The following is a 22,594-nucleotide window of genomic DNA, read 5'->3' as shown; positions in this document are numbered from 1 at the left end:
AAAATACAGACCAGGGAAAATCAAATCTTGTACTGCTTTAATGCGTCTATTATTGATCATTTTTTTAAAAACAACTTATCATTTTCAGCCAATTAAATATCATTTTCTGACTAAAATAAGGCTTAAATGACATTTTGTTTATTTCTTAATCGAACAAAATCGCTCAAGCGTCATTCCTGACTGCTCAATACTTTGTTTTTGTCGATCTAAAAAATTATTGGCGATCACCAACATCATATTGGCCGTATCAAGTTCTAAATTTTCTTTCGAAATCCTAGCAATCGCTTGATAAGCATCTAAACGTGAACAAAATGCTTGATGCTGTTCAATCGCAGTGATCGTGCTATGCGCTTCATCCAATATATGTTTAGTTGCATTGACTTGATCAGTATAGGTTTGAATACGTTGGTCATACTGTTCTTGGGTGAGTTTTTGCGTGGATGATTCAGCAAAACTTTGCGTGCTCAATCCACTACTCAGAACAATACTGCAGAGGGTCAAAATAAATCTATAGATCATGCTGAAGCAAACCTTTTATTTATAAAACATCTGCTTTCCATACATCTTCGTATTCATCAGCATCTATCATAAATCTAAAGCCTTGTTCCAAAGCCAGATAAGGGATCGCATCAGGAAAAACCTCTTCAAGCTCTTTTACACTGATCACATCAAAAAAATCTTCACCCTCTTCCAACTCACCACCATAAATAAACCATGACACGTTTTCAGCATCTGGCTGTTTACGTAAACCCACAATCGGTTCTTTACTTAAGGTTTGCTTAGCGATAGCCACGAGATCTGTTTCATTGACTTTGATATATCGAGAGTCAAATTCTTCACACACTAATTTCTGTTCTTCTACAAAATCTTGCAACATGTACATTTCCGAGCGATTGGATTTTGTCAAATTGTAAGCTGACAGTTTGACAATCACAATCAATTCACCAAAAGAATCTTGCATCACGCGTTTATTTTGTTAAACTTGATTATGTTACATTTTCAAGGTGAATCGTGATGCCGCCAAATTTGACTCCGCCATCGAAGTTAAGTGATCGCTCTGTAAGAGAAAATTTTAAGACAATCAATTCTCTTATTTCTATTATTGAGCCTATCTCAAAGCAAGATTTACGTACAATTGAATTTCGTAGCAACATCTGTATTCCCTATCCTTTGGAAACCGTTGCAGCAGGTTTTCCATCACCCGCTCAAGACTATACTGAAAAGAAAATTGATTTAAATGAACACTTAATTCATAACCCTATTGCAACCTTTATGTTAAAAGTTAACTCCTTATCAATGAAAAATGCAGGTATTGAAATTGGAGATGAAATTTTAATTGACCGTAGCCTAGAGGCTGAACACGGCGATGTTGTTTTGGCATTAATCAACAATGAATTTACAGTCAAACGCTTTATGCAAGTTAAAGTATCTACAGGAATTTATGATATTTGGCTCAAAGCAGAAAATCCTGATTTTCCAGATATTCACCCACACAGTGAAGAACAAATTATGATTTGGGGTGTTGTTACTTGTATTCTTAAAAAATTAAAATGATCATTGAACGTCATAGCCTTTGTTTGTGCTACGCACCTTCAAGCTTCATTTGTGATACCCACCTAGTAACCAAGACTCACTAAAAATAGGTTAAAAAAATAATTGTTATGATTGAATCATTAAGACGTCTGGCACTCTCTCATCAAGGCTTAATTTCACCTGCTTCCTTTGGTACAGGATTATCTGGAACACGCCATGCGATTGAACATCTAGGCTATGTTCAGATTGATACAATTTCTGTAGTAGAACGTGCCCACCACCATATTTTATGGAGCCGTGTTCCAGATTATCAGCAAAGCCATTTAAATCAACTGGTCAAACAGCAGCATATTTTTGAATATTGGTTTCATGCAGCATCTTATTTACCAATGCAAGATTATCGCTATGCACTTCCTCATATGACATCAATTAGAAATGGTGAGCATCGTTATTTTAATCGTGGTGATCAAGCTTTTATGAATGAGATTCTGGCTCGGGCGAAAGCTGAAGGCAGTATTCGATTACGCAACATTGAACAAGGCAATAAGCAAAATTCGGGAGGCTGGTGGAACTCAAGTTTAGCGCGTCGTTCTATTGAACAATTGTTTATGCAAGGCGATTTGATGATTTCTGAACGTAATGGTATGGAAAAAGTCTATCAACTGACCGAATATTGTATCCCAAGTCATCTTGATCTGAGTGTTCCTACACTAGAGGAATATGCCCGCTACTTGTTCAATACCACGCTCCGTGCACATGGCGTGTTTGCATGGAAGCAATTGTTGCATTTAAAAGTTGGGCAAAAGATTCGTGAGGCAATGCGTGACATCGTCAATGAACAATTAGATGCAGGTGTGATCACCACTTTAGCTCAATTAGGCAGTAGTGACAAAGAGAGTCAAAATCTTTATATCAAAACCGATGCCTTAGAACAGATCCCCAATATTGAGTTAAAAGTAAAAATTCTCTCTCCTTTTGACAATCTGGTGATACATCGTGAACGTTTAAATACCCTGTTTAAATTTGATTATCGTTTAGAATGTTATGTGACGCCACCTAAACGTGTATTTGGTTATTTTTGTTTACCTATTTTATATGGGGATCAAATTGTCGGACGTATAGATTGCAAAGCACATCGGGCAAAAAATCAATTTGAAGTCATCAGCCTACATCTTGAACCGCAGCATCTCAATCATACTATTGCAGACCCAGCGCATTTCTTTAGCGTACTAAACACTGAAATACACCATTTTGCCCAATTTAATCAATGTATAAATATAAATGAAGGTCTTCATAAAATTCTTGATGAAAGCAATAAACGATTTTAGTAATCGACAACGTAAGCTTAAAATCAAGACACTTAAAAATGAAGAAGTTTAAAATTCAAAATAGCTAAAATGACAAAACGCCTAAGTTGAGGCGTTTTGTCATTTAGAAGCTACGATTAAGATGAGTTCAAAGCCCTATTTTTGCTGAGGCTTATGTTGGCTTTGCTGATTTTGTTGAGCCTGTTGGTTGGATTGTTGCTTTTGCTGGTTTTGTTGATTTGATTGTTGATCTTGCTGACTGTGTTGCTTCTGCTGCTGATTAGATTGGTTGGGTTGACCTTGTTGGTCATTCTGCTGGTTGTGTTGCTGATTTTGTTGCTGATTCTGTTGTTGATTAGCCATTTTCATATCCATCCTTTTCAATATTGGGATATGCCGTACAAATCGACGACAACTGTTAATTTAGCCCTCTCAGTTTTCTATACAAGCATTGAGATGTTTCATTTTTCGACATTGTAAGCTGCAATTTAAGATATACCTTTTAAAAGAACCACTTCTCTATTTACTCTTTTTACCTAAATTACTTAAACCACTACGAAGCTCAACAGTGCTTAGTCAGTTTTGCATCTCACCACACCGACGATTTAATCATCCAGCCCAAAGGATGAACAAATCCACACTAGATTTGATTTGAATTTATTTTAAACATCTTTTAATATTTCACTTGAATTTGTAACTTTTTCAAGATAGCCCATGAGCGAACAAATTTTTGCTTTGATCGACATTAACAATTGTTATGTCAGTTGCGAGCGCGTATTTAACCCCAGTTTAAATAATAAGCCAGTTGTCGTCTTAAGCAATAATGATGGTTGTGTCGTTTCACGAAGCAATGAAGCCAAGGCGTTAAACATAGATATGGCTATCCCTTGGCATGAAGTTGAACAACAAGCTAAAAAAGCTGGGGTACTCGCCTTTTCAAGTAACTATGCTTTATATGGTGATTTTTCAGATCGTTTTTTTAAAATTTTAAAGATTTTTTTTAAAGATGAGGATTTGGAAGCCTACTCTATTGATGAATGTTTTATCAATCTCAGCTCTTACCAAGACTTATTCGATCTACAGGATTACTGTAGAAAACTCATCAAAACCATCCAAAAATGGCTTGGTCTGCCCTGTTGCATTGGTATCGGCTATAGTAAAACCCAAGCCAAGCTTGCCAACAATTTTGCCAAGAAACGTAGAGGCTTTGATAGCGTCTGTGACCTGACTGGTTTAGATTTATGCAGTTTTGAAGGCCTACTGCTCGAAACCAGTGTTGCAGAAGTCTGGTGTGTTGGACGTAAAACCAGCAAACGCTTACAAGCTTATAATATTTATAATTGCTATGACTTAACTTTTGCCAATGAACATTACCTTGCACGCGAGTTTTCAGTGGTCATTGGACGCACCATTCGTGAGCTAAAAGGTCAATCCTGCATTGCTTTGGACGATACAGACATTCCCTCCAAACGCATCCTATCCTCACGCAGTTTTGCATCTGCTCTAAACAATGCTGAGATTATCAAACAAGCCATTATTTTCCATGTCAATCGTGCACATCAACGACTGAGCAAGCAACGACAGCTATGTGCTGTTGTGCATGTTTCCTTATATGAAAAAGTTGCACAAGCGCCCTATAAAAAGGCACAAAGCAGTGTCATTGGCTTGATGTATGCAACAGATGATTTGATGATTTTAACCAAGTCAGCATTACAGCAAATTGATGTTTTATTTAAAGAAAATTTAAAGTATGTAAAAGTTGCTGTGATGTTCTCAGCACTGCATAGCAAAAGCCAGCACATCAATGACTTATGGCATCCTGTAGACTTTATTCAGCAACGTGATCAGCTTATGGATACGCTCTCAAGTATGAAACAACGCTTTGGCTCAGACTGTATACAAGTGGGTTATCATTCCAACCAAGAAACATGGAAAATGCGCCAGCAAAATCGGTCTCCAAGCTATACAACACGTTATAGTGAGATCTTATCTATTGACGATAGTCATATGGCTGTTACACAAATCAAATGAATAGTTTTGGTCACTCAGTTTAAAATAAAGTCTCTGTAAAACATCTGCTAAAAATGTCATATTTTAACATTGCCATTTACAGACAAAATTAACATTATATAGCCCATACAAGGCACTGCGTTTCCGCGACGATTCAAAGAAAATATAAAGTATTTGTGGAAAAATATGCCATAATATGCAAACTTTGCAGACATCTTGCAAATTTTTTTGCGACTTTTGAATTGGAGCACTCTCAATGAGTTCGACCATTTTGGTCATTCACGGACCAAACTTAAACTTGCTAGGAAAGCGCGAACCTGAGGTCTATGGTCACCTCACATTGGATGACATTAACCAACAATTGAGTCTCCAAGCACGTCAAGCCAATATAAGTTTAGATACTTTTCAAAGCAACTGGGAAGGTGCTGTGGTCGATCGTATTCATCAAGCACAACAAGACGGCATAAAATTTATCATTATTAATCCTGCCGCGCTGACCCATACCTCAGTCGCTATACGTGATGCCCTACTTGGCGTTGCGATTCCATTTATTGAAGTACATCTTTCTAATGTTCATGCACGTGAAGCATTTAGACATCATTCTTATTTATCAGATAAAGCCGTTGGCGTCATTTGTGGTTTAGGTGCCAAAGGCTATTCTTTTGCACTTGATTTCGCCATCGAAAAACTTAAATCTTCAACCCAATCATAATTTAGGAATACGAACCCATGGATATTCGCAAAATTAAAAAGCTCATCGATTTGATGATCGAATCTGATCTTCAAGCAATTGAAGTGAAAGAAGGCGATCAATCGATTGCTTTAACTCGCCGTAATCCTGTGGTTGCTGCTGGTGTAGCACCTATTGCCCTCCCAACCGCTGAAGCGCCTGTAGTTAAAGCTGCCTCTCGTGGTGCAGTAGAAACGTCTCCAATGGTTGGTGTGTTCTATTCAGCACCAAGTCCGGGTGAAGCACCCTTTGTAAATGTAGGTCAAACTGTTTCTGCAGGTGAAACTCTCGGGATCATCGAAGCAATGAAAATTATGAACCCGATTGAAGCAACTCAAAGTGGTGTAGTTGAAGAAATTTTAGTAAAAAATGGTGATGTAATCCAGTTCGGTCAACCTTTATTCCGCTACCGCGCGTAATATCTCGGGGGTTGATATGTTGCAAAAAGTTTTAATTGCAAACCGAGGTGAGATTGCGTTACGCATCACTCGAGCTTGTAAAACTTTAGGAATCAAAACTGTCGGCATCTATTCAGATGCTGATAAAGATTTGATGCATTTACGTTTTTGTGATGAAGCAGTATGTATAGGTCCAGGAGCGAGTAGCGAAAGCTATTTAAACATTCCTGCCATTATTACCGCAGCAGAAATTACAGGCGCAGATGCTATCCATCCCGGTTATGGTTTCTTATCTGAAAATGCTGAATTTGCAGAAATTGTAGAAAACTCAGGCTTTATTTTCATTGGACCGCGTCCTGAACATATTCGTCTAATGGGAAATAAAGTTTCTGCAATTACGGCGATGCGTAAAGCAGGTGTACCAACAGTTCCTGGTTCAGCACATGCAGTGACACCCAACAATGCGTTGGCTGAAGCCAAAGAAATTGGTTTCCCGCTGATTGTAAAAGCTGCTTCAGGCGGTGGTGGTCGCGGAATGCGTATTGTTGAACGTGTCGATACATTACTTGAATCGGTTCAAGCTGCACAACGTGATGCTGAGATGTGGTTCGGTGATGATACGGTTTATATGGAACGTTTCCTGCAAAAACCACGTCATGTTGAAGTACAAGTTTTAGCAGATGGTAATGGTCAAGCGATTCATTTATATGACCGTGACTGCTCTTTACAGCGTCGCCATCAAAAAGTGCTTGAAGAAGCACCTGCACCGGGTTTACCAGAAGAAGCCCGCGCGCATATTCTTGAAGCCTGTGTCAATGCATGTAAGTTGATGCAATACCGTGGTGCTGGTACTTTTGAGTTCTTATTTGAAGATGGTGAATTCTTCTTTATCGAGATGAATACCCGTGTTCAAGTTGAGCATCCTGTGACTGAACAAGTAACTGGTGTAGATATTATTGAACAGCAATTACGTATCGCTGCGGGTCTAGGTTTAAATCTTCAACAAGAAGATATTAAAATCGAAGGTCATGCGATTGAATGCCGTATCAATGCAGAAGATCCGTCGACCTTCTTACCATCACCAGGTAAAATTGAATCATTCTATGCGCCAGGCGGTGCAGGTATCCGTTTAGATTCTCATATCTATCAAGGGTATAGCATTCCTCCGTATTATGACTCAATGATCGCAAAGTTGATTTCTTATGGTAAAGATCGTGAAACTGCGATTGCCCGTATGAAACAAGCCTTGGATGAGATGATCTTAACTGGAATTAAAACCAATATTCCATTACATAAAGATCTGATCCTTGAAGACAAAAACTTCTGTTCACAAGCAATGGATATTCACTACCTTGAAAAACACTTGTTAAAACAAGTTCAAGGACATGAAAAAGATGCTTAATATGCATCCTCTAATCCAGTAAAAAAGCCAATAAAAAACCTCTGTAAAATCAGAGGTTTTTTATTTTAAAGCAAATGCTTGATTATTTAGCCAAGCATTGATGCTTTAAATCAACTTAAGGCAAGACTCTACGTAAAGTAGCAAAGCATTGATCACCTTTGTCAGAAATACAAAAATTCAAAGTGTTCTTATTAACCCACTTCACAAAATATTGGGTAACTTCACCCGACTGATCTTCTTTACGCCCCGAACAATCTGTTTCATTATTTTCATAGCGAATTTGCATGATTAATGCGGGTGGCTTTTCCAGCGTATTATCGGGTGAAGGCTGATAGTCAAACAGACCAATTGACCACTCTTTGGCACTATTCACCACCACTTCATTGGAACCGCGGAAATTATAATATTCTGTACATTTCTTATTTTCTGGAATTTCCATGCCCCATAAGCCTAAAATTTCAGGGCGAGTATTTATACGAATTGTGCTTGTGGTATTGGTTGCAGCCACAGTCGCAGGATTGGTTGCTTGAGGTTGAACTGTTTCAGCTCTCGCAAAAGGTGAAAGGCTAAGCAATAAAGAAATTATAAGTGCTGTTTTTTTCATACCAAGTCTGTATGTAATATTTCATCAGACATAAATTAGCATAGATTTAGAATAAAACATGTAAAATTAACCATATATGAACAATCTTTCTTGTTTACTCTATGCAAAAACATTTTTGTGACGAACCCGAATTAAGGTAACTAAAACTATTGATTTATCGATATAAATAGATATGATTACTTATTAATACCTTAGCAGAGCCAGATAAAATATTGGCTTAGAGATTAATCCCTCTTTAGAATAGGTTAGTAAATTGCCTCGAGCTATCGCATATTTAAGTCAAACGCTTAAAGACAACATCTCTGCATTTTTTATTATTGCAATGATTATTTTTGTCTGCGCATTGGCTGGAATATTTGGTAGACCCTTATCCTTTCTTGCCATTTTTTGGCCCGCAAATGCTGTTTTACTTGGACTTTTTTTAAGGTTTCATCGCTTAAAAAATATAGGGGGATGGATTGGCGCATTTACCGCCTTTATGCTCGCAGATCTGCTTACTGGCAATTCATTTTTAATCACCTTCTTTCTGACTTTGGCCAATCTAGCTCATGCCTTGGTCACATTAGGACTGATTCGTTTTTTTAAACTGGATTATAAACAATATAATAAAGGCCTAACATTTTTATACTTATTTGCAATCAGTGCCTTTGGCGGTTGTTTAGCCTCACCAATCGTTGCAAGTCTAACAGTCCCTTATTTACCAAATACCTTTATGGTTATGGATAGAATCTGGATTGATTTTGGCATGTGGTGGACGGGTGAAATCCTCAATGTCATTGCCTTTTTACCGATTATATTGGCAATCCCAGATAAAAAAACCATTCAAAGCCATATCCAACAATTTAAACAACAGCCTTTTCAATACGAAAAATTTCTTCCGCTGTTGGGCGTGATTTTATCGGTCATTCTGACTCATTTTTTTCTGGGTCCAGGTGCAATCATGTTCCCCATTGCAGCACTGGTCTGGGCTGCACTAAGCTATAATTTGTTCTTTGTCTCTATCATTAACTGTATAGTATGTATGCTGCTCTATAATGCATTGACTGCATATTATATTGCTCAATCTCCAGATGCCTATTTGGGCACCACACTGTCTGTACGCATCGGTTTAATGATGTTGGCTTTAGGGCCTTTAACCCTTGCTATTATCAGTTTAAATCGCCAAAAGCTTTATCACCAAATCTTATACTTAGCCAATCATGATGGTCTCACCACCACACTCAATCGTCGTTATTTCTATGAAGAAAGTGAACGTACCATTGCTGAAGATGTTGAAAAGCAACAAGCACACAGTGTCACGATTTTGGTTTTAGATTTAGATCATTTTAAGAAAATTAATGATCAATATGGCCATGTGATTGGCGATTATGTTTTGCAAGAGTTTACCCATCAAGTCAAAGCACAAATTCGTGCGAATGATCTATTTGGTCGCTTAGGTGGCGAAGAGTTTGCTATATTATTAAAAGATCTATCTTTAGAACAAAGTGTTGCCATTGCACAAAGAATTTGTAATAGCGTTTTTAATACCCCGATTCATTTAGATGATCAGCGTAGCTTAAATATCAGCGTCAGTATTGGCTTAAGTTATCAGACTTTACCCTATTGCATACCTTTTCAACAGCTGATTAAACGGGCTGATGATGCTTTGTATTTAGCCAAGGAAAAAGGTAGAAATCAACTTTGTCTAGAAACCACGATCGAACAAAACCAAAAGATATTTGCCCAATAACTCAGAACAGCAAGGGAAAGCTATGAAATTTTCAGAATATATTCAATATGATGGTATCGGTTTAGCACAGCTTGTTCAAAACAAAGAAGTACAAGCACATGAATTATTAGAAATCGCAATTCAACGTGCTGAACTGGTAAATCCTAAAATTAATGCGATCGTTATTCCGATTTATGAACAGGCATTAAAAAATACCCAAAACTATGCAACTGGCCCCTTTTCAGGTGTGCCGTTTTTACTCAAAGATCTACACCAAGAATATGCGGGTGTCGCAACTTCATTTGGTTCTAAAGCATTTAAAAATGCTAAATATATTGCCAAAGAAAACTCAGAAATCGTCAATCGCTGGGTAAAATCGGGCGTGGTTACTTTTGGTTTAACCAATTCGCCAGAGTTTGGCATTAAAGGTATCACTGAACCTGAGGCTTGGGGCAGTTGCAAAAATCCGTGGAATTTAAAACACAATAGTGGTGGTTCTTCTGGAGGTTCTGCTTCTGGCGTGGCAGCAGGTATCGTACCAATTGCAGGTGCGAGTGATGGAGGTGGTTCTATTCGAATTCCAGCCTCGTATTGTGGCCTATTTGGTTTAAAGCCAAGTCGTGGACGTACACCTTGGGGACCTGAAATCAGTGAAGCAATGCATGGGGCTGCAATGCAACATGTATTGTGCAAATCAGTCCGTGACAGTGCCGCAATGTTAGATGCTACTCAAGGCTCAGATCGCACGGCGCTTTTCAATATCCAAAGTCCAACTGAACGCTACTTAGACATCATTGAAAAAGCCCCAAAACGTTTGCGAATTGGCTTTTCCACTGTTTCCCCAATTGGAACCAAAGTTTCAAAAGATGCAGTACAAGCCATTCAAAAAACCGCCAAACTTTTAGAATCTTTAGGACATATTGTTGAAGAAGCAACCCCTCAGATTGACGGTATGGCGCTTGCCAAAGACTTTATTACCACATGGTTTAGTCAATGCGCTTATACAGTCAATCAAGTCAAACAGCGATTTGGTGCAACAGATCAGGATTTTGAATTAGATACTTTGGCAATTGCAGCATTTGGTGCCAAAGCTTCTGCTGTGGACTATATTAACAACCTCAATAACTGGGGTGTTTATGTTGCAAAAATGAACCATTTCTTTGAGCGTTATGACTTATTTCTGATTCCGTCTACAGCCTCAGTTGCACCTAAAAATGGTGAGGTAAAAACACCATCTTGGCAGGTTCCGATTTTAAAAGCCCTGCTCAAAGTCGATCAAGCCCACTTACTGGCAAAAGGTAAGCTGGTTGAGCAGATGATTAAAAATAATTTGCAATGGGTTCCATTCACTCAATTGGCCAATATCACGGGCTTACCTGCCATGTCAGTACCTTTATATTGGAATAAAGATAATCTGCCTTTAGGTTCACAATTTATTGCACCTTTTGGACGTGAGGATGTGTTATTACAACTGGCGGCACAATTGGAGCAAGCGCAACCTTGGGCAGCTAAATATAAAGGTATTGCGATATAAATTTTATCTGCATGAATATTCACATTAGACATCTGGTACTGGTGTGAATATTTTTTGAGAATAGCGTGGCATTGCAAGCTTTTCAATCATACATATTCATTTTTTATAGAAGAGTATAATTTCCATAAGTTATAAAGTTTGCTTTCGTAAGACTATTCTTAGTTCATTACTTTAATCATCTATATAGAAATGAGAAACATCACGCAATCAATATACATCACGTAAGTAACGTTTTTGTTCAATCAACTGCTCAAACTGATCTTCACCTAAAATATCGATTAATACTGTTTCAACCCCTTGTGCCATCCCTTTTAAACTACCACAAATGTAAATTGATGCACCTTGCTCAATCCATTGTTTAAGTTGTGCTGATTTCTCCAATACACAATCTTGTACATATTTCTGATTATCTGTATCACGTGAAAACGCATAATCAATTTGCGGTAGTACACACTGTTGTTGCCATAGATTCAATTGATCTGCAAAGCCAAGGTCAACTTGGTTCTGACGTTCACCATAAATCAACCAGTTTTGCTGAAAAGACCATTCTGCGCGTTGCCGAATATGTGACATCAAGCCTGCTATCCCAGAACCATTTCCAATCAGAATAATAGGCCGATCATTTTGAACCAGATAAAATGCGGGATTTGAACGAACTCGACAAGAAATTTGCTCACCTAAAGCCAGTGCATGGGTAAGATAGCCCGAACCCAGCCCTAAACCTGTTTGATGAACTTCTCGTCTGACCACCAACTCAATCTGATTTTGCGATGTAATACTGGCAATCGAATATTCACGAATCGGTAAGTCTTCTACCTGTGCCAACCATTGCTCAAATGTCGTTGAATGTTGCATGGCATCAAATGAACGTAAATTCTTAAACCGCAATAATTCTATTGGATGATTAGCCTGAAACACACTGGAGTTTTGAAGATTAAAATGACCTAAAAATGCCTTGATTTGTGAATCTGTATTGGCACATTGAATTTCAAGAATATCACCAGATTTCCAACATAATGCTTCAACTTGGGTAAACACAAGATGATACATTGGATGCCCTAAACTGCCTTGATTTAACAAATGGCGTTCAGATAAAACCACGGAATGAAATGGATGTTGTGTCAATTGAACAGATTGAACGGAAAATTGCGGCAAAACTAGGTTAAGTTGAGTTTGCCATTCCGTCAGACCTGTAGGGTTTAGTTGATCAACACAAATCATGGGAAATAAAGCTTGTGCATGGTTTTCAGTTAACCATAAATCCAATTGTCTACCAAAATTACAGAAATTTGCATAATGCGAATCACCAAAAGCCAACACAGCATACTCAATGTCATTTAAATCAAATGACATTGTCATTACATTCCTAACAAAATGACGTGCTGAATCTGGTGCATCCCCCTCGCCATAAGTACTGACGATCCATAAAATCTTTGTCCCATGTTTGAATAAAGCAGCATTCACCTGTTCAATACTCAAGCACTGAACCAAATAACCTGAAACAGATAATTGCTGGGCTATTTGCAAAGCAAAACTTTCTGTCTGCCCTGACTGACTTGCATATACAATCAAATATTCATCTGCATTTTGAGCTAAATTGCGTTTTGATTGAGGTCTCAATAAAAGCAACAGAAAAATGCCATGAAATATAAACAAGATTGCTAAAAATAGAAGTACAGTCAGTACAGCATGTGTCATTGTTCTAACCTTTTATACAACTGTCCAAACCAGAAGCATCAATAGCCCTAAGCTAAATACCGTCAAGAAAAGATGTGTTTTTAAGCGAGTCTTAATACTTAAAAATAGGATATAGCCTGCCAATGATAAGATCGTAATGATGATTGCACTGATATCAATCAGCCAAGTCCATGCTTTACCCGCATTTTTTCCACGGTGCAAATCACTGATCAATGAAACGGTAGAGGCTGGTTTAAGTGTAATTTCAGCTTGACCATTGTCTAAAGTAACCCAAATATCTGTTGAACCTGCTGGGCTTGCCAAATGAATCATGACCTCATTGTCCATGACTTCACCACTCTTATAACGACCAATGACTGCATGATGTTGTCGTAGATAATCTACGATTTGAGTGCTTGGATTCTCTTGGTCTTTAATTTGAGTCAGGACATTTTCAGGTAAAGTAATCGTTTCAGTATTTTCATCTGTTGCAGGGGTAAACCATTCAGGGTGGTTTAAAATTAATCCCGTAACAGCAAAAAAGATTAATACAATAAAAGCAAAAGCTGATAACCAGCCATGCACATAACGTGCATGGCGGTAAAAATCTCGACGTTGATACACAATTAAACTCTCATCAAAATTTTCATCAAAACACTTATCCGAACAGGTATAGTCAGCAAATTAATTCACTTTCTGAAAATTCAGTTTGACGACACCAATTTCCTTTTGTGCAGGTAAATTTTGAGAGGAAGCTTTTGCTTTTACGTCCAAGTTAAAGGTTTGATAAGAATGATCACCATGCTCACGTGACGCTTCAACATGTATTTGATACTGCCCTGCATCTACAGTTTTACCATTGTCATCTTTACCATCCCAAGCCAGCTTATAATTACCTGGTTGGCGTGACGGTTTAGCAACTGCATCCAAGTTCGTTATTTGACGACCATAACGGCGCCACCATACATAGTTTGAATTAATCCATTTTGGGTCTTTGCCCCAAGCAGCAAGTGTCCGCACTAGTTTTTTATCACTGTCGGTCACCCAGATCGAGATATAAGGTGCACGATAATTTTCCACAACCAATTTGGGAACAACCAAATCGATCACCGCTTGATAACCTGCGGGCCATTTTGCTGAAGCATTTGCTGCAACATTATGAAAATCTGCTTGCTGTGGTAGTTGAACCAACGCATTCCAACCTGTGCTTTGATGCGTTTCACCCGTTGATAGTGTCAGTTGAGCTTCATAACCGAGTAAAGACTCGATCAGCTGTATGCCTTCTGCTGGCTTCATCACAGTCAAGGCTGTTGCTAAAGCATCTGCATCCGCAGCACATTTTCCAACGACTACACATTGCTCAACATGTTGGATTGGCAAACCGGTATGTGGATCTAAAAGATGGGATTGACCCGCCAAACTACGATAACCCTGACCACTGAATGCGACCGCTTGGTCTTTTAAGTTTAAAACTTGGCTTGGTGCTAGATTGTCATAGTGATTAAAGGCATCTTGTACACCAACATTCCAACCCGCTTGATTGGGTGAGGTTCCCCAAACGCGCATGTCACCACCGATATCCAGTAAAATACCTTTTAAATTAGGGACCGCTTGACGTGCTGCAATTAAAGCTCGATCAATAATATAACCTTTTGCATAGCCATCTGGTGCAAAAGTAACAGAGCTATCCATTTGCACACTTTTTGTTTTTTCATCCAAGCGAACACTGTTGTCTTGCAACTGCGAAACTAATTGATCACGTGTACTTTGATCAATTTCAAGCACCCCATTGGCCTGTTGCCACATTGCGATCAAATTGCCTAAACGTGCATCAAATGCACCACAGGTTTTACCACGCCAAGCTTCACATGCAGCAATCACCTGATACAAATCCGAAGATGCTGTGAGCTGTTTTTGTTGGTTAAGTTGTGAAATTTCACTGTCATCTTGCCAAGTAGATAACACTCGATTCAAATCAGAAATTTCTTTTTCGATTGCAGCTGTTGCACGCGCAGCCTCTTGTTGCGAAGTTCCAGTAATCACCACATCTAAAGATGTACCTAAAACATGATCACGATGGAAGTGATGACTTTCCAATTCAACATGGTTATTACTTGTAGCAGAAACCTGCACTGTTTCTGCATAACTATGCAGTGGAGATATCAGTGCTAATGCCATGACCAGAGGCGAAAGACGAAATACAGCACGAGTTGAGGGTGAACGTCTGCTTGATGAGGACATACGGATAGTCTCTGAATTTTGTTAAAATAATATTGATAATGATACTTGTTATCAAGTACATTATGTAAAATATTTTAACTTAAGTTTACAGGACGCTTAAAATGAATCAATGGCTCAAAATTGCCTTGCTATCTGCATTACCCGTAGTTGGTTCTGCACATACCATCAGCCCTTTTATTCTCCCTGAAGTTTTTGATACTAGCGCATCCCAAAATGTAAGCTTCCAGAGTTCACTGACCCTTGAAAAATTTTTTGTTCCCAGCATTAACTTTAAAACCAGCTATCTCCTTACAGATCCTAAAGGTCAGCAAATAAAAATAAACCCTGCTGCCGAATTAAAGCGCTTTAATGTTGCTGAGTTTGATCTTCCAAGTGAAGGGACTTATCGTATCCGTACAGATAACGCTTTAGGGAATAGTAGTAAATATGCCCTTATAGATGGTCGTTGGTTACGTATCCGCCCCGTACGTCCACAAAATGTAAATATGCAAGCGCCTAAACCAGAACAACAAAAAGCCGATGCTGAAAAAAAACCAGTAACACCACCACAACCGCCACGTTCAGTTTCAGCAGACCAAGTCCCTGCAAATGCACAAACCTTAGAGGTTAAAAACAATATTATTGCTGAAAGCTTTGTCACCAAAGGCAAACCAAGCCCTGTTCCAGCAGTCAGCAATAAAGGATTTGAAGTTAAGTTTTTAACCCATCCAAATGAATTGTTTGCTGGTGAATCATTAAAAGCGCAGATTTTACTCAATGGCAAAGCTGTACCAAACCTTGAGGTTGATGTGTTTAAAGGCGCCAGCAGCTATGAAACCAGTGCGCAACGTGAACAACCACATGTAAAAACCAATGCAAAAGGTGAAGTGGAAGTTAAATTTGAAAAACCTGGAATTTATTTGATTACGACTTCTTATCCAGAGGCTAATCCTGACAATAGCAAAAAGCCAGAAAGTGAAATTTTTACTTATGGTCTAACCATTGAGGTTGCTGAGTAAATACTATTAAGATCTTAATTTTTATTTAATAATTAGTGTGTTTATTAGCTTTCTTTCACAAGTCTTTTTAAAAGCGTAAATCGACATAAAAGCACCCTCATCCTAGCCTTCTCCCAGTGGGAGAAGGAACTTTCAATACCAATATGATTCAATTCAAATGATCATTTTTCAACCCATCAAAGATAACCCAATCAAAATTTAGAATAACAATCAATTAGATAGATATAAAAACTTGCATTACATTAAAGTTAAAAGACTTTAGCATTTTTTTGCATAAGCAAATCAACAATCAAGACAACCACTTATACAAAAAAGTCATAAGATATGCCTGTTTTTTGATATCTGGCAATATAAGTCATGTTTGGTCCTGTTGAGTTTATTCTAGCTGGCGTTTTAGTCGGCTTCTGTGTAGGTATTACTGGTGTAGGCGGTGGTTCTCTTATGACCCCCATCCTGATTAGTTTATTTCGAATAGAACCACACATCGCAATCGGAACAGACCTACTCTATGCGGCTATTTCTAAGTTTTGTGGCTCAATGGTTCATGCTAAAAAACTCAATATCGTTTGGCCGATTGTTCTCTGGTTAGCCTTGGGCAGTGTCCCTGCTTCATTTATCACCCATTGGGTTTTAGACAATTACCTCAGCAGTTCAACGCACTACAAAGCCATTTTAACCATGGTGTTAGGCTTTATGCTGACCATAACAGGCTTGTCTATCGTGTTCCGTTCTAGAATTGAAAAATTCTTTGCCAAATTTCGTGCAGAAAAACAAGATTTTCATGAAGCCAATAATTTCAACATTGAAGGCAAACGCACTTATGTTGTGATTATGGGGATTGTACTGGGCGTATTCGTGACCCTTTCTTCTGTAGGTGCTGGCGCATTTGGTATCATGGCACTGATCCTCATGTTTCCAAATTTACCGATGATTCGTATCATTGGTTCTGATGTGGTACATGCTGTTTTGTTAACCTCTGTTGCTGGGTTTGCACATATGACATCTGGCAATGTAGATTTTCATCTGCTTGGATGGTTACTGGTGGGCTCAATTCCTGCAATTGTAGTGGGGACCTTGATCAGTTCTAAAATGCCAGAAAAAATGATTCGTAAGGTTTTGGGGATCACCCTATTTGCCTTGGGTATTAACTTTATCTTAAACCCAGTTAAATCCAAACCTGTAGAAAAACCACAGGCTGCAATGGTGACGCCATCCGTCCAACAACCACAGGTTTAAAATTAAGCTTTTATTGATAACTAATAATTATGAATTGACCGTAAAGTTTTAATGATTTATTTATGACAAAACTTCGGCCAATTCGTGTTATATTCTGACCACTAAAAATACTTTCTGTATGTTTCTAATACCCAGTGACGGCAATGAATACATTAAATTCAAATCCAATTACTCAATCAGATATTGATGACGTGAATGTCCAAAGCATTCAAACGCTGGTAACCCCAGCGGAACTTAAAGCTGAATTACCATTAAATGAAAATGCCTACCAAACTGTACTTCATGGTCGGGAAACTGTTCGTAATATTTTAGATGGTAAAGATAAACGTCTATTTGTTGTGATTGGCCCTTGTTCTATTCATGACCCTGTTGCAGCACATGATTATGCAAATCGTTTAAAAGTATTAAGTGAAAAAGTAAAAGATACTTTATATATCATCATGCGTGTTTATTTTGAAAAACCTCGTACAACCGTTGGTTGGAAAGGTTTGATCAATGATCCAGATATGAATGATTCTTTTAATATTGAAAAAGGTCTACGTTTAGGTCGCAAACTATTGCTTGAGTTAAACGATAAAGGCTTACCTTGTGCGACTGAAGCGCTTGATCCGAACTCACCACAATATTACCAAGATCTTATTTCATGGTCTGCGATTGGTGCACGTACAACGGAAAGCCAAACGCATCGTGAAATGTCTTCTGGTCTTTCTTCACCTGTAGGCTTTAAAAATGGTACAGATGGTGGTTTAACCGTTGCAACCAATGCCATGCAGTCTGTTAAACATGGTCATAGTTTCTTGGGTTTAAATAACGAAGGCCAAGTTTCAGTGATTCGTACCAGCGGTAACCCTTATGCACACGTTGTATTACGTGGTGGTAATGGTAAACCGAACTATGATGCGGGCTCTGTTGCTGAAGCGGAAAATGCGTTAGCAAAAGCCAAAGTCAGCAATAAAATCATGATTGATACCAGTCATGCCAACTCGAATAAAGATCCGTATTTACAACCGCTTGTGTTGAAAAATATCACTGAACAGATCTTAGATGGCAATAAATCTATTGTCGGCATTATGGTTGAAAGCCATATCAAAGGTGGACGCCAAGATATTCCTGAAAATCTGGCTGATTTAGAATATGGTAAATCGGTGACTGATGGCTGTATCGATTGGGAAACCACTGAAAAAGCGCTTCTGGAAATGGATGCAGCTTTAAAAGAAATTTTACCAAATCGTTAATTAATATAAAAACGCCATCTACATAGATGGCGTTTTTGTTTATGATGTTATTAAACATTTTCTGTAAGAATGCTATGAACGAACTTGAACAAGAACTCTGTCAAATCGCAAACTTCCAGTTTGTCCACGAACATTTACTGACTTCAGGTCAGCCGAGTGCTGAACAACTGAAACAGATTAAAGAATACGGCGTAGATACAATCATCAATCTGGCATTTACAGATGCCAGCTTACACCTTGAACATGAAGATAAAATCTGTGCTGAGTTTGGGCTCAACTACATTCAAATTCCAATCCATTGGGATACACCAGCAGATGATCAATGCTTATTTGTGTTAGATTTGATCGCGCATTTGGTACAGGAAAAAATTGTTTGGGTACATTGTGCAAAAAATATGCGGGTGAGTTGTTTGATGTATTTATATCGCCAATATTATATGGATATCGATATGCCAACCGCACAAGAGTTGATGCATCAAATTTGGGAACCCAATGAAACTTGGACCGGTTTAATACATGCTGTTACCTTACAACTGCAAGGGCGTAAAGCCACTGAAGATTTACAACACTCTTTGATGAATGCGGATCAGTTTTCTTAAACCAGCATAACAACAGTTCAATCATTGATGTATTTAAGTAAAATCATCAACATGAACAAAAATAAGCGCCTTATGGCGCTTATTTTATTGTGATAACTTAATGTTTGATTTGCTTACTTGATCAATAGTTGCTTGATCAAAGCTAAATTTTCAGCACGGGTTGCAGCCAAAATCAAACTGTTATTGGCAGTAAGATTTGTCCATTTTTGATTCCCACCAGTACCGCAATTATAACTAATCAAACGCGCTCGGTTATTGCTTAAATAACCATATTCCAAATCAAAACATTTTGAACCTTGCTCGATACGTTGCAGTGTGGCATTCATCGCCCACACTTGGCTTGCTGCATCATGATTACATGAGCTTAGATTAATCACACCACCCTGATTGGCTAAACACTGATCCATATATTTTTTGCTGTGGATTTTACCCATTGCATCGTAGATCCACTGTTCAGTGTCATCACCCGTGCAGCCGCTCTTACCACTGATATAAGCATTCAATTTGCCATTAGACAGCGTTTCAACTTTTAGACAATTTGTCCCGTTTTTAATGCTGGAAACATGGTTTAAATTGAAATCATTGCTTAATTCCAACTTTGCCACAAACTGATTAAATGCCTCAATTGCTTCAACATTGCCACTTTCAAGATCAGTTCGATATGCATTTATCCAACGATTTAAACGATAAAGTTTAATTTGCTGTTGGGTATAACGGACCATTTCTGTTTGCGCGTCCGCTGACAATTCAGTTTTAAATTGACGATAAGAGTCAAATAATAAGCGTGAATCCGCATCTAGGCTAACTACTTCTTTACCTTTATTATTCAGCAAAGCTTGTTCGAGTTGTGGCATTTCAAGTGTTCTTAAGGCCGAATACTCTGCTTCTTTACCAATAGAAACAAAAGGTGCCATTGCTTGTGTCGTGACTGGAATATTGATATTCGACAATTTCACTGCTTGCTGGCCTGCTTTTTGGCAGTAAAGATCAACATTTTGAGGCGTATCACTTTGTGCAAGGTTGATATGGAACTTATTGGCATTGCTACCTGAATTTACCCGTTGTGGAGCAAGTGCAATATTTTCTACTTTGTTGGCATACTGCACATTTAACCAGCAACTTGCAGCTGTGCCAGCCGTGTTGGCCTGAGGTAAATTAAAGACATTGCCCCAATTACCTCGTGCCGCAGGATAAATGATTCCCACCTGATTAACTGGATCATAGCCACCTAAAATCGTATAAACAGGCACACTAAACAAACGTGGTTTTAAAAAGTTACCATCAGCACTGTTATACCAAACATTGCCTGAGTTTGGTGTTTTTGGTTGTGCATCTACCATTTCACGTGTTGCTGCATTCCATTTTTTATAACCTGTCGTAGAGTTTGGATCCCACACGTATTTATCAAAAGCAGGTTGAATTTTTAACCACATACTATAACCAGTATAGTGGGTATATTTGGAAATCGAGCTAGCGCTAGATCCACCACTCATGGCATCCCAACCATAGGCATAGAGATTTTGGAAGTTTGGTACACCATTACTGCCATCACCTAAATTGGTATTGCCCCAATTTAAATTGCCACGCATTTTATTTCGAAATGCAATGTATCCCCAACCGCTGTCCGCATGGTGTGCAGACCAGAAATAATTTGTGGGACTTCCACTAGTTTCGACTGAGCCAGGATAATGCCCTAAACCATAGTGATGCCCGATTTCATGGCTAAATTCATTCCCCACCGAATCAATCAATGTCAAAATACCATTTCCACCACTTAAGCCGTGATTGGACTCACCATTGGCATATTTACCTCTGGCATGATGAATCACCACACTTTGAGTCACTTGTGGTTGCTCTTGGCTTTGCATCGATGAACTGGTGACACCCCAATTCGCTAAGTTAATTCCAACACTAAATGTCGATTTAGCGGTGTTTTCACGCATATCTCCATCATAGACACCACCATTTGTTGCACTGACAGAATCGTAAATGACACCACTTGCAACCATGACCCGATTAAGCTTCATTTCATCGTATTTGCTGACAATCATTTTTGCAGCAGGGATAGTTTGGAAATAATCGGTTCCTGCTTTTTCAGGTTCCAACAGCATATAGTGACCATTGGATTTAGGTGCATCTGTCAATAAACCTAAACGAATACTTTGCACCACCAACTCGCCTGGTGCAGCAAAATCAATATCTGTCGCAGCTAAAGAACCACTACGATTGTTTACAGGATCGATAATACGGATGGATAATCCTGAACGTACCTCATCCCACTTTAACGCTACTGACCACGCCTGTTTAGAGTACATCACCCGCGCTCGATCATCCTGATTAGATTGATCGGAAGCAGCAAGACGCGAAGGCTCTTTTAGATTTACAGTACGTATCAGTTGGTTACCTTGATAAATTTCCGCTTGTAATTTATCAACATCACCCATTGAAACCAAAGGTGTAACCAACAACAATGCATCTTTTTGCGTGGTTAAGCGCGGCATTTTATCCTGTTCATTATTCTTCGGATTTACCACATGGCTTTGGGCAAACTGTAGCATTGCAGCAAAGTTACCATTTAAATCATTGCGTAATAAGCGATTTCCACCCTGTGCATTAAAATCATAAAAGCCTAATACACTGCTTGAGATTTTATTTTTAACTGGTTCTGGATATTTTTCGACTACAGGTGGTGTTGTGCCACCATTTGAACCGCCCGAACCACTCTCAGGAGGTTGTGTTGTACCACCGTTTGAGCCGCCTGAACCATTCTCAGGAGGTTGAGTTGTACCACCATTTGAACCGCCTGAACCACTTTCAGGAGGAGTCTCCGTTGATCCACCTGAACCGTTGTCTGGGGTTTCCGGTGTACCATCTCCAGGTAACTCATTTGTACCATCGCCAGGGTTTTGCGGTATATTCGATGGCTGATCATTTGTAGAATGGCTATCACTACCGCCCCCACATGCGATAAGCATTGCTGAAAGCGTACAAATTGTTAAATATTTAAACCGTAATTGCATCACATATCTTCCCCATATTTATAACGACTTATCTCTATCCCTAGTTTCTGAGATTAAATTAAAATAATTATATATTTCAATTATTTAAATATATCATATTGTTTGTAATCATGTGATTTTTATTTAAAAATATAAAAAGGACGTATTGCTCTAAATTTTACTCTTATGGATTAATTAAGTTTCAGGTTGTTATTTAATCACACCAAGTCTGCTTACAACATGGTGTTAGCAATACCATCTAACTTAAGACTTTTCTTTTTACATGCTATTGCTATCGCGTGGCGACTGGTGTCGCCCATTGTGTGTGGGTATGCAGGGGATACAGATTTAGTAGTGCAAGATGAAGCATCGCCTACACAAAG

At 38.6% G+C, this 22,594-nt stretch carries 20 protein-coding genes; 12 read left to right on the top strand and 8 right to left on the bottom strand.

Going from position 1 to position 22,594, the window contains the following annotated elements:
• Positions 1–138 precede the first annotated feature (138 nt).
• Together AC07WY_RS00625 and AC07WY_RS00620 are read right to left on the bottom strand one after the other, a co-directional pair.
• Positions 139–519 carry a hypothetical protein gene (locus AC07WY_RS00625; RefSeq protein ID WP_004821964.1) on the bottom strand — a complete coding sequence of 127 codons (381 nt, stop codon included), beginning with the start codon at positions 517–519 and terminating at the stop codon, positions 139–141.
• 19 nt (positions 520–538) lie between these two features.
• Positions 539–877: an immunity protein Imm33 domain-containing protein gene (locus AC07WY_RS00620; protein ID WP_262086214.1), complete on the bottom strand. Its 339-nt coding sequence runs from the start codon at positions 875–877 to the stop codon at positions 539–541.
• Between the two features lie 137 nt (positions 878–1,014).
• On the opposite strand from AC07WY_RS00620, the gene AC07WY_RS00615 reads away from it, so the two are divergent.
• Together AC07WY_RS00615 and AC07WY_RS00610 are read left to right on the top strand one after the other, a co-directional pair.
• Complete coding sequence (locus AC07WY_RS00615; protein ID WP_151802384.1) at positions 1,015–1,554, top strand: LexA family protein; 540 nt, start codon at positions 1,015–1,017, stop codon at positions 1,552–1,554.
• Between the two features lie 107 nt (positions 1,555–1,661).
• Positions 1,662–2,861, top strand: a complete 1,200-nt coding sequence (locus AC07WY_RS00610; protein WP_494735475.1) for a winged helix-turn-helix domain-containing protein — start codon at positions 1,662–1,664, stop codon at positions 2,859–2,861.
• Positions 2,862–2,996: 135 nt separating this feature from the next.
• Here AC07WY_RS00610 and AC07WY_RS00605 read toward each other — a convergent pair whose 3' ends face one another.
• On the bottom strand, positions 2,997–3,203 hold the full coding sequence (locus AC07WY_RS00605) for a hypothetical protein (protein WP_262086217.1): 207 nt from the start codon (positions 3,201–3,203) through the stop codon (positions 2,997–2,999).
• A 351-nt stretch (positions 3,204–3,554) separates the two neighbouring features.
• Here AC07WY_RS00605 and AC07WY_RS00600 point away from each other — a divergent pair, with 351 nt between their 5' ends.
• The 4 genes from AC07WY_RS00600 (at position 3,555) to accC (ending at position 7,380) form a co-directional block, all read left to right on the top strand.
• On the top strand, positions 3,555–4,871 hold the full coding sequence (locus AC07WY_RS00600) for a Y-family DNA polymerase (protein ID WP_494735474.1): 1,317 nt from the start codon (positions 3,555–3,557) through the stop codon (positions 4,869–4,871).
• Positions 4,872–5,106: 235 nt separating this feature from the next.
• On the top strand, positions 5,107–5,562 hold the full coding sequence (aroQ, locus tag AC07WY_RS00595) for a type II 3-dehydroquinate dehydratase (RefSeq protein ID WP_004719793.1): 456 nt from the start codon (positions 5,107–5,109) through the stop codon (positions 5,560–5,562).
• Between the two features lie 17 nt (positions 5,563–5,579).
• The gene (locus tag AC07WY_RS00590; RefSeq protein ID WP_004719790.1) at positions 5,580–5,999 is read left to right on the top strand and encodes an acetyl-CoA carboxylase biotin carboxyl carrier protein; all 420 of its coding nucleotides are present in this window, start codon (positions 5,580–5,582) and stop codon (positions 5,997–5,999) included.
• A gap of 16 nt (positions 6,000–6,015) precedes the next feature.
• On the top strand, positions 6,016–7,380 hold the full coding sequence (gene accC / locus AC07WY_RS00585; RefSeq protein WP_004719789.1) for an acetyl-CoA carboxylase biotin carboxylase subunit: 1,365 nt from the start codon (positions 6,016–6,018) through the stop codon (positions 7,378–7,380).
• A gap of 115 nt (positions 7,381–7,495) precedes the next feature.
• Here accC and AC07WY_RS00580 read toward each other — a convergent pair whose 3' ends face one another.
• Positions 7,496–7,984: a hypothetical protein gene (locus AC07WY_RS00580; protein ID WP_004821977.1), complete on the bottom strand. Its 489-nt coding sequence runs from the start codon at positions 7,982–7,984 to the stop codon at positions 7,496–7,498.
• 253 nt (positions 7,985–8,237) lie between these two features.
• Here AC07WY_RS00580 and AC07WY_RS00575 point away from each other — a divergent pair, with 253 nt between their 5' ends.
• A complete protein-coding gene (locus tag AC07WY_RS00575; RefSeq protein ID WP_034615571.1) occupies positions 8,238–9,713 on the top strand; it encodes a GGDEF domain-containing protein in 1,476 nt (491 codons plus the stop codon).
• Between the two features lie 22 nt (positions 9,714–9,735).
• Entirely contained in the window at positions 9,736–11,226 is a 1,491-nt protein-coding gene (locus AC07WY_RS00570; RefSeq protein WP_419335639.1) for an amidase, read from the top strand.
• A gap of 207 nt (positions 11,227–11,433) precedes the next feature.
• Here AC07WY_RS00570 and AC07WY_RS00565 read toward each other — a convergent pair whose 3' ends face one another.
• The 3 genes from AC07WY_RS00565 to AC07WY_RS00555 are packed head-to-tail and all read right to left on the bottom strand — an operon-like array spanning position 11,434 to position 15,144.
• On the bottom strand, positions 11,434–12,924 hold the full coding sequence (locus AC07WY_RS00565; RefSeq protein WP_494735473.1) for a sulfite reductase subunit alpha: 1,491 nt from the start codon (positions 12,922–12,924) through the stop codon (positions 11,434–11,436).
• 12 nt (positions 12,925–12,936) lie between these two features.
• Positions 12,937–13,527 (bottom strand): PepSY-associated TM helix domain-containing protein, encoded by a 591-nt coding sequence (locus AC07WY_RS00560; RefSeq protein ID WP_034615581.1) that lies wholly within the window; start codon positions 13,525–13,527, stop codon positions 12,937–12,939.
• Positions 13,528–13,587: 60 nt separating this feature from the next.
• The gene (locus AC07WY_RS00555) at positions 13,588–15,144 is read right to left on the bottom strand and encodes a DUF2271 domain-containing protein (protein WP_419335641.1); all 1,557 of its coding nucleotides are present in this window, start codon (positions 15,142–15,144) and stop codon (positions 13,588–13,590) included.
• Positions 15,145–15,245: 101 nt separating this feature from the next.
• Between AC07WY_RS00555 and AC07WY_RS00550 the strand changes: the two genes are divergently transcribed.
• From AC07WY_RS00550 to AC07WY_RS00535, 4 genes are all read left to right on the top strand, one after another.
• Positions 15,246–16,142, top strand: a complete 897-nt coding sequence (locus AC07WY_RS00550; protein ID WP_419335642.1) for a DUF4198 domain-containing protein — start codon at positions 15,246–15,248, stop codon at positions 16,140–16,142.
• 357 nt (positions 16,143–16,499) lie between these two features.
• Positions 16,500–17,378 carry a sulfite exporter TauE/SafE family protein gene (locus AC07WY_RS00545; RefSeq protein ID WP_034615589.1) on the top strand — a complete coding sequence of 293 codons (879 nt, stop codon included), beginning with the start codon at positions 16,500–16,502 and terminating at the stop codon, positions 17,376–17,378.
• A gap of 143 nt (positions 17,379–17,521) precedes the next feature.
• A complete protein-coding gene (locus tag AC07WY_RS00540; protein WP_004719768.1) occupies positions 17,522–18,613 on the top strand; it encodes a 3-deoxy-7-phosphoheptulonate synthase in 1,092 nt (363 codons plus the stop codon).
• Positions 18,614–18,687: 74 nt separating this feature from the next.
• Positions 18,688–19,212: a protein tyrosine phosphatase family protein gene (locus tag AC07WY_RS00535; RefSeq protein WP_419335643.1), complete on the top strand. Its 525-nt coding sequence runs from the start codon at positions 18,688–18,690 to the stop codon at positions 19,210–19,212.
• 113 nt (positions 19,213–19,325) lie between these two features.
• Here the strand turns inward: AC07WY_RS00535 and AC07WY_RS00530 are convergent, their stop codons facing one another.
• A complete protein-coding gene (locus AC07WY_RS00530) occupies positions 19,326–22,232 on the bottom strand; it encodes a M66 family metalloprotease (RefSeq protein ID WP_419335644.1) in 2,907 nt (968 codons plus the stop codon).
• Positions 22,233–22,594: the final 362 nt, after the last annotated feature.

Source organism: Acinetobacter sp. GW821-FHT01C12 (assembly GCF_059422625.1).
The sequence above is the reverse complement of the archived record's forward strand: the minus strand, read 5'-3'. Positions and strand labels throughout refer to the sequence as shown.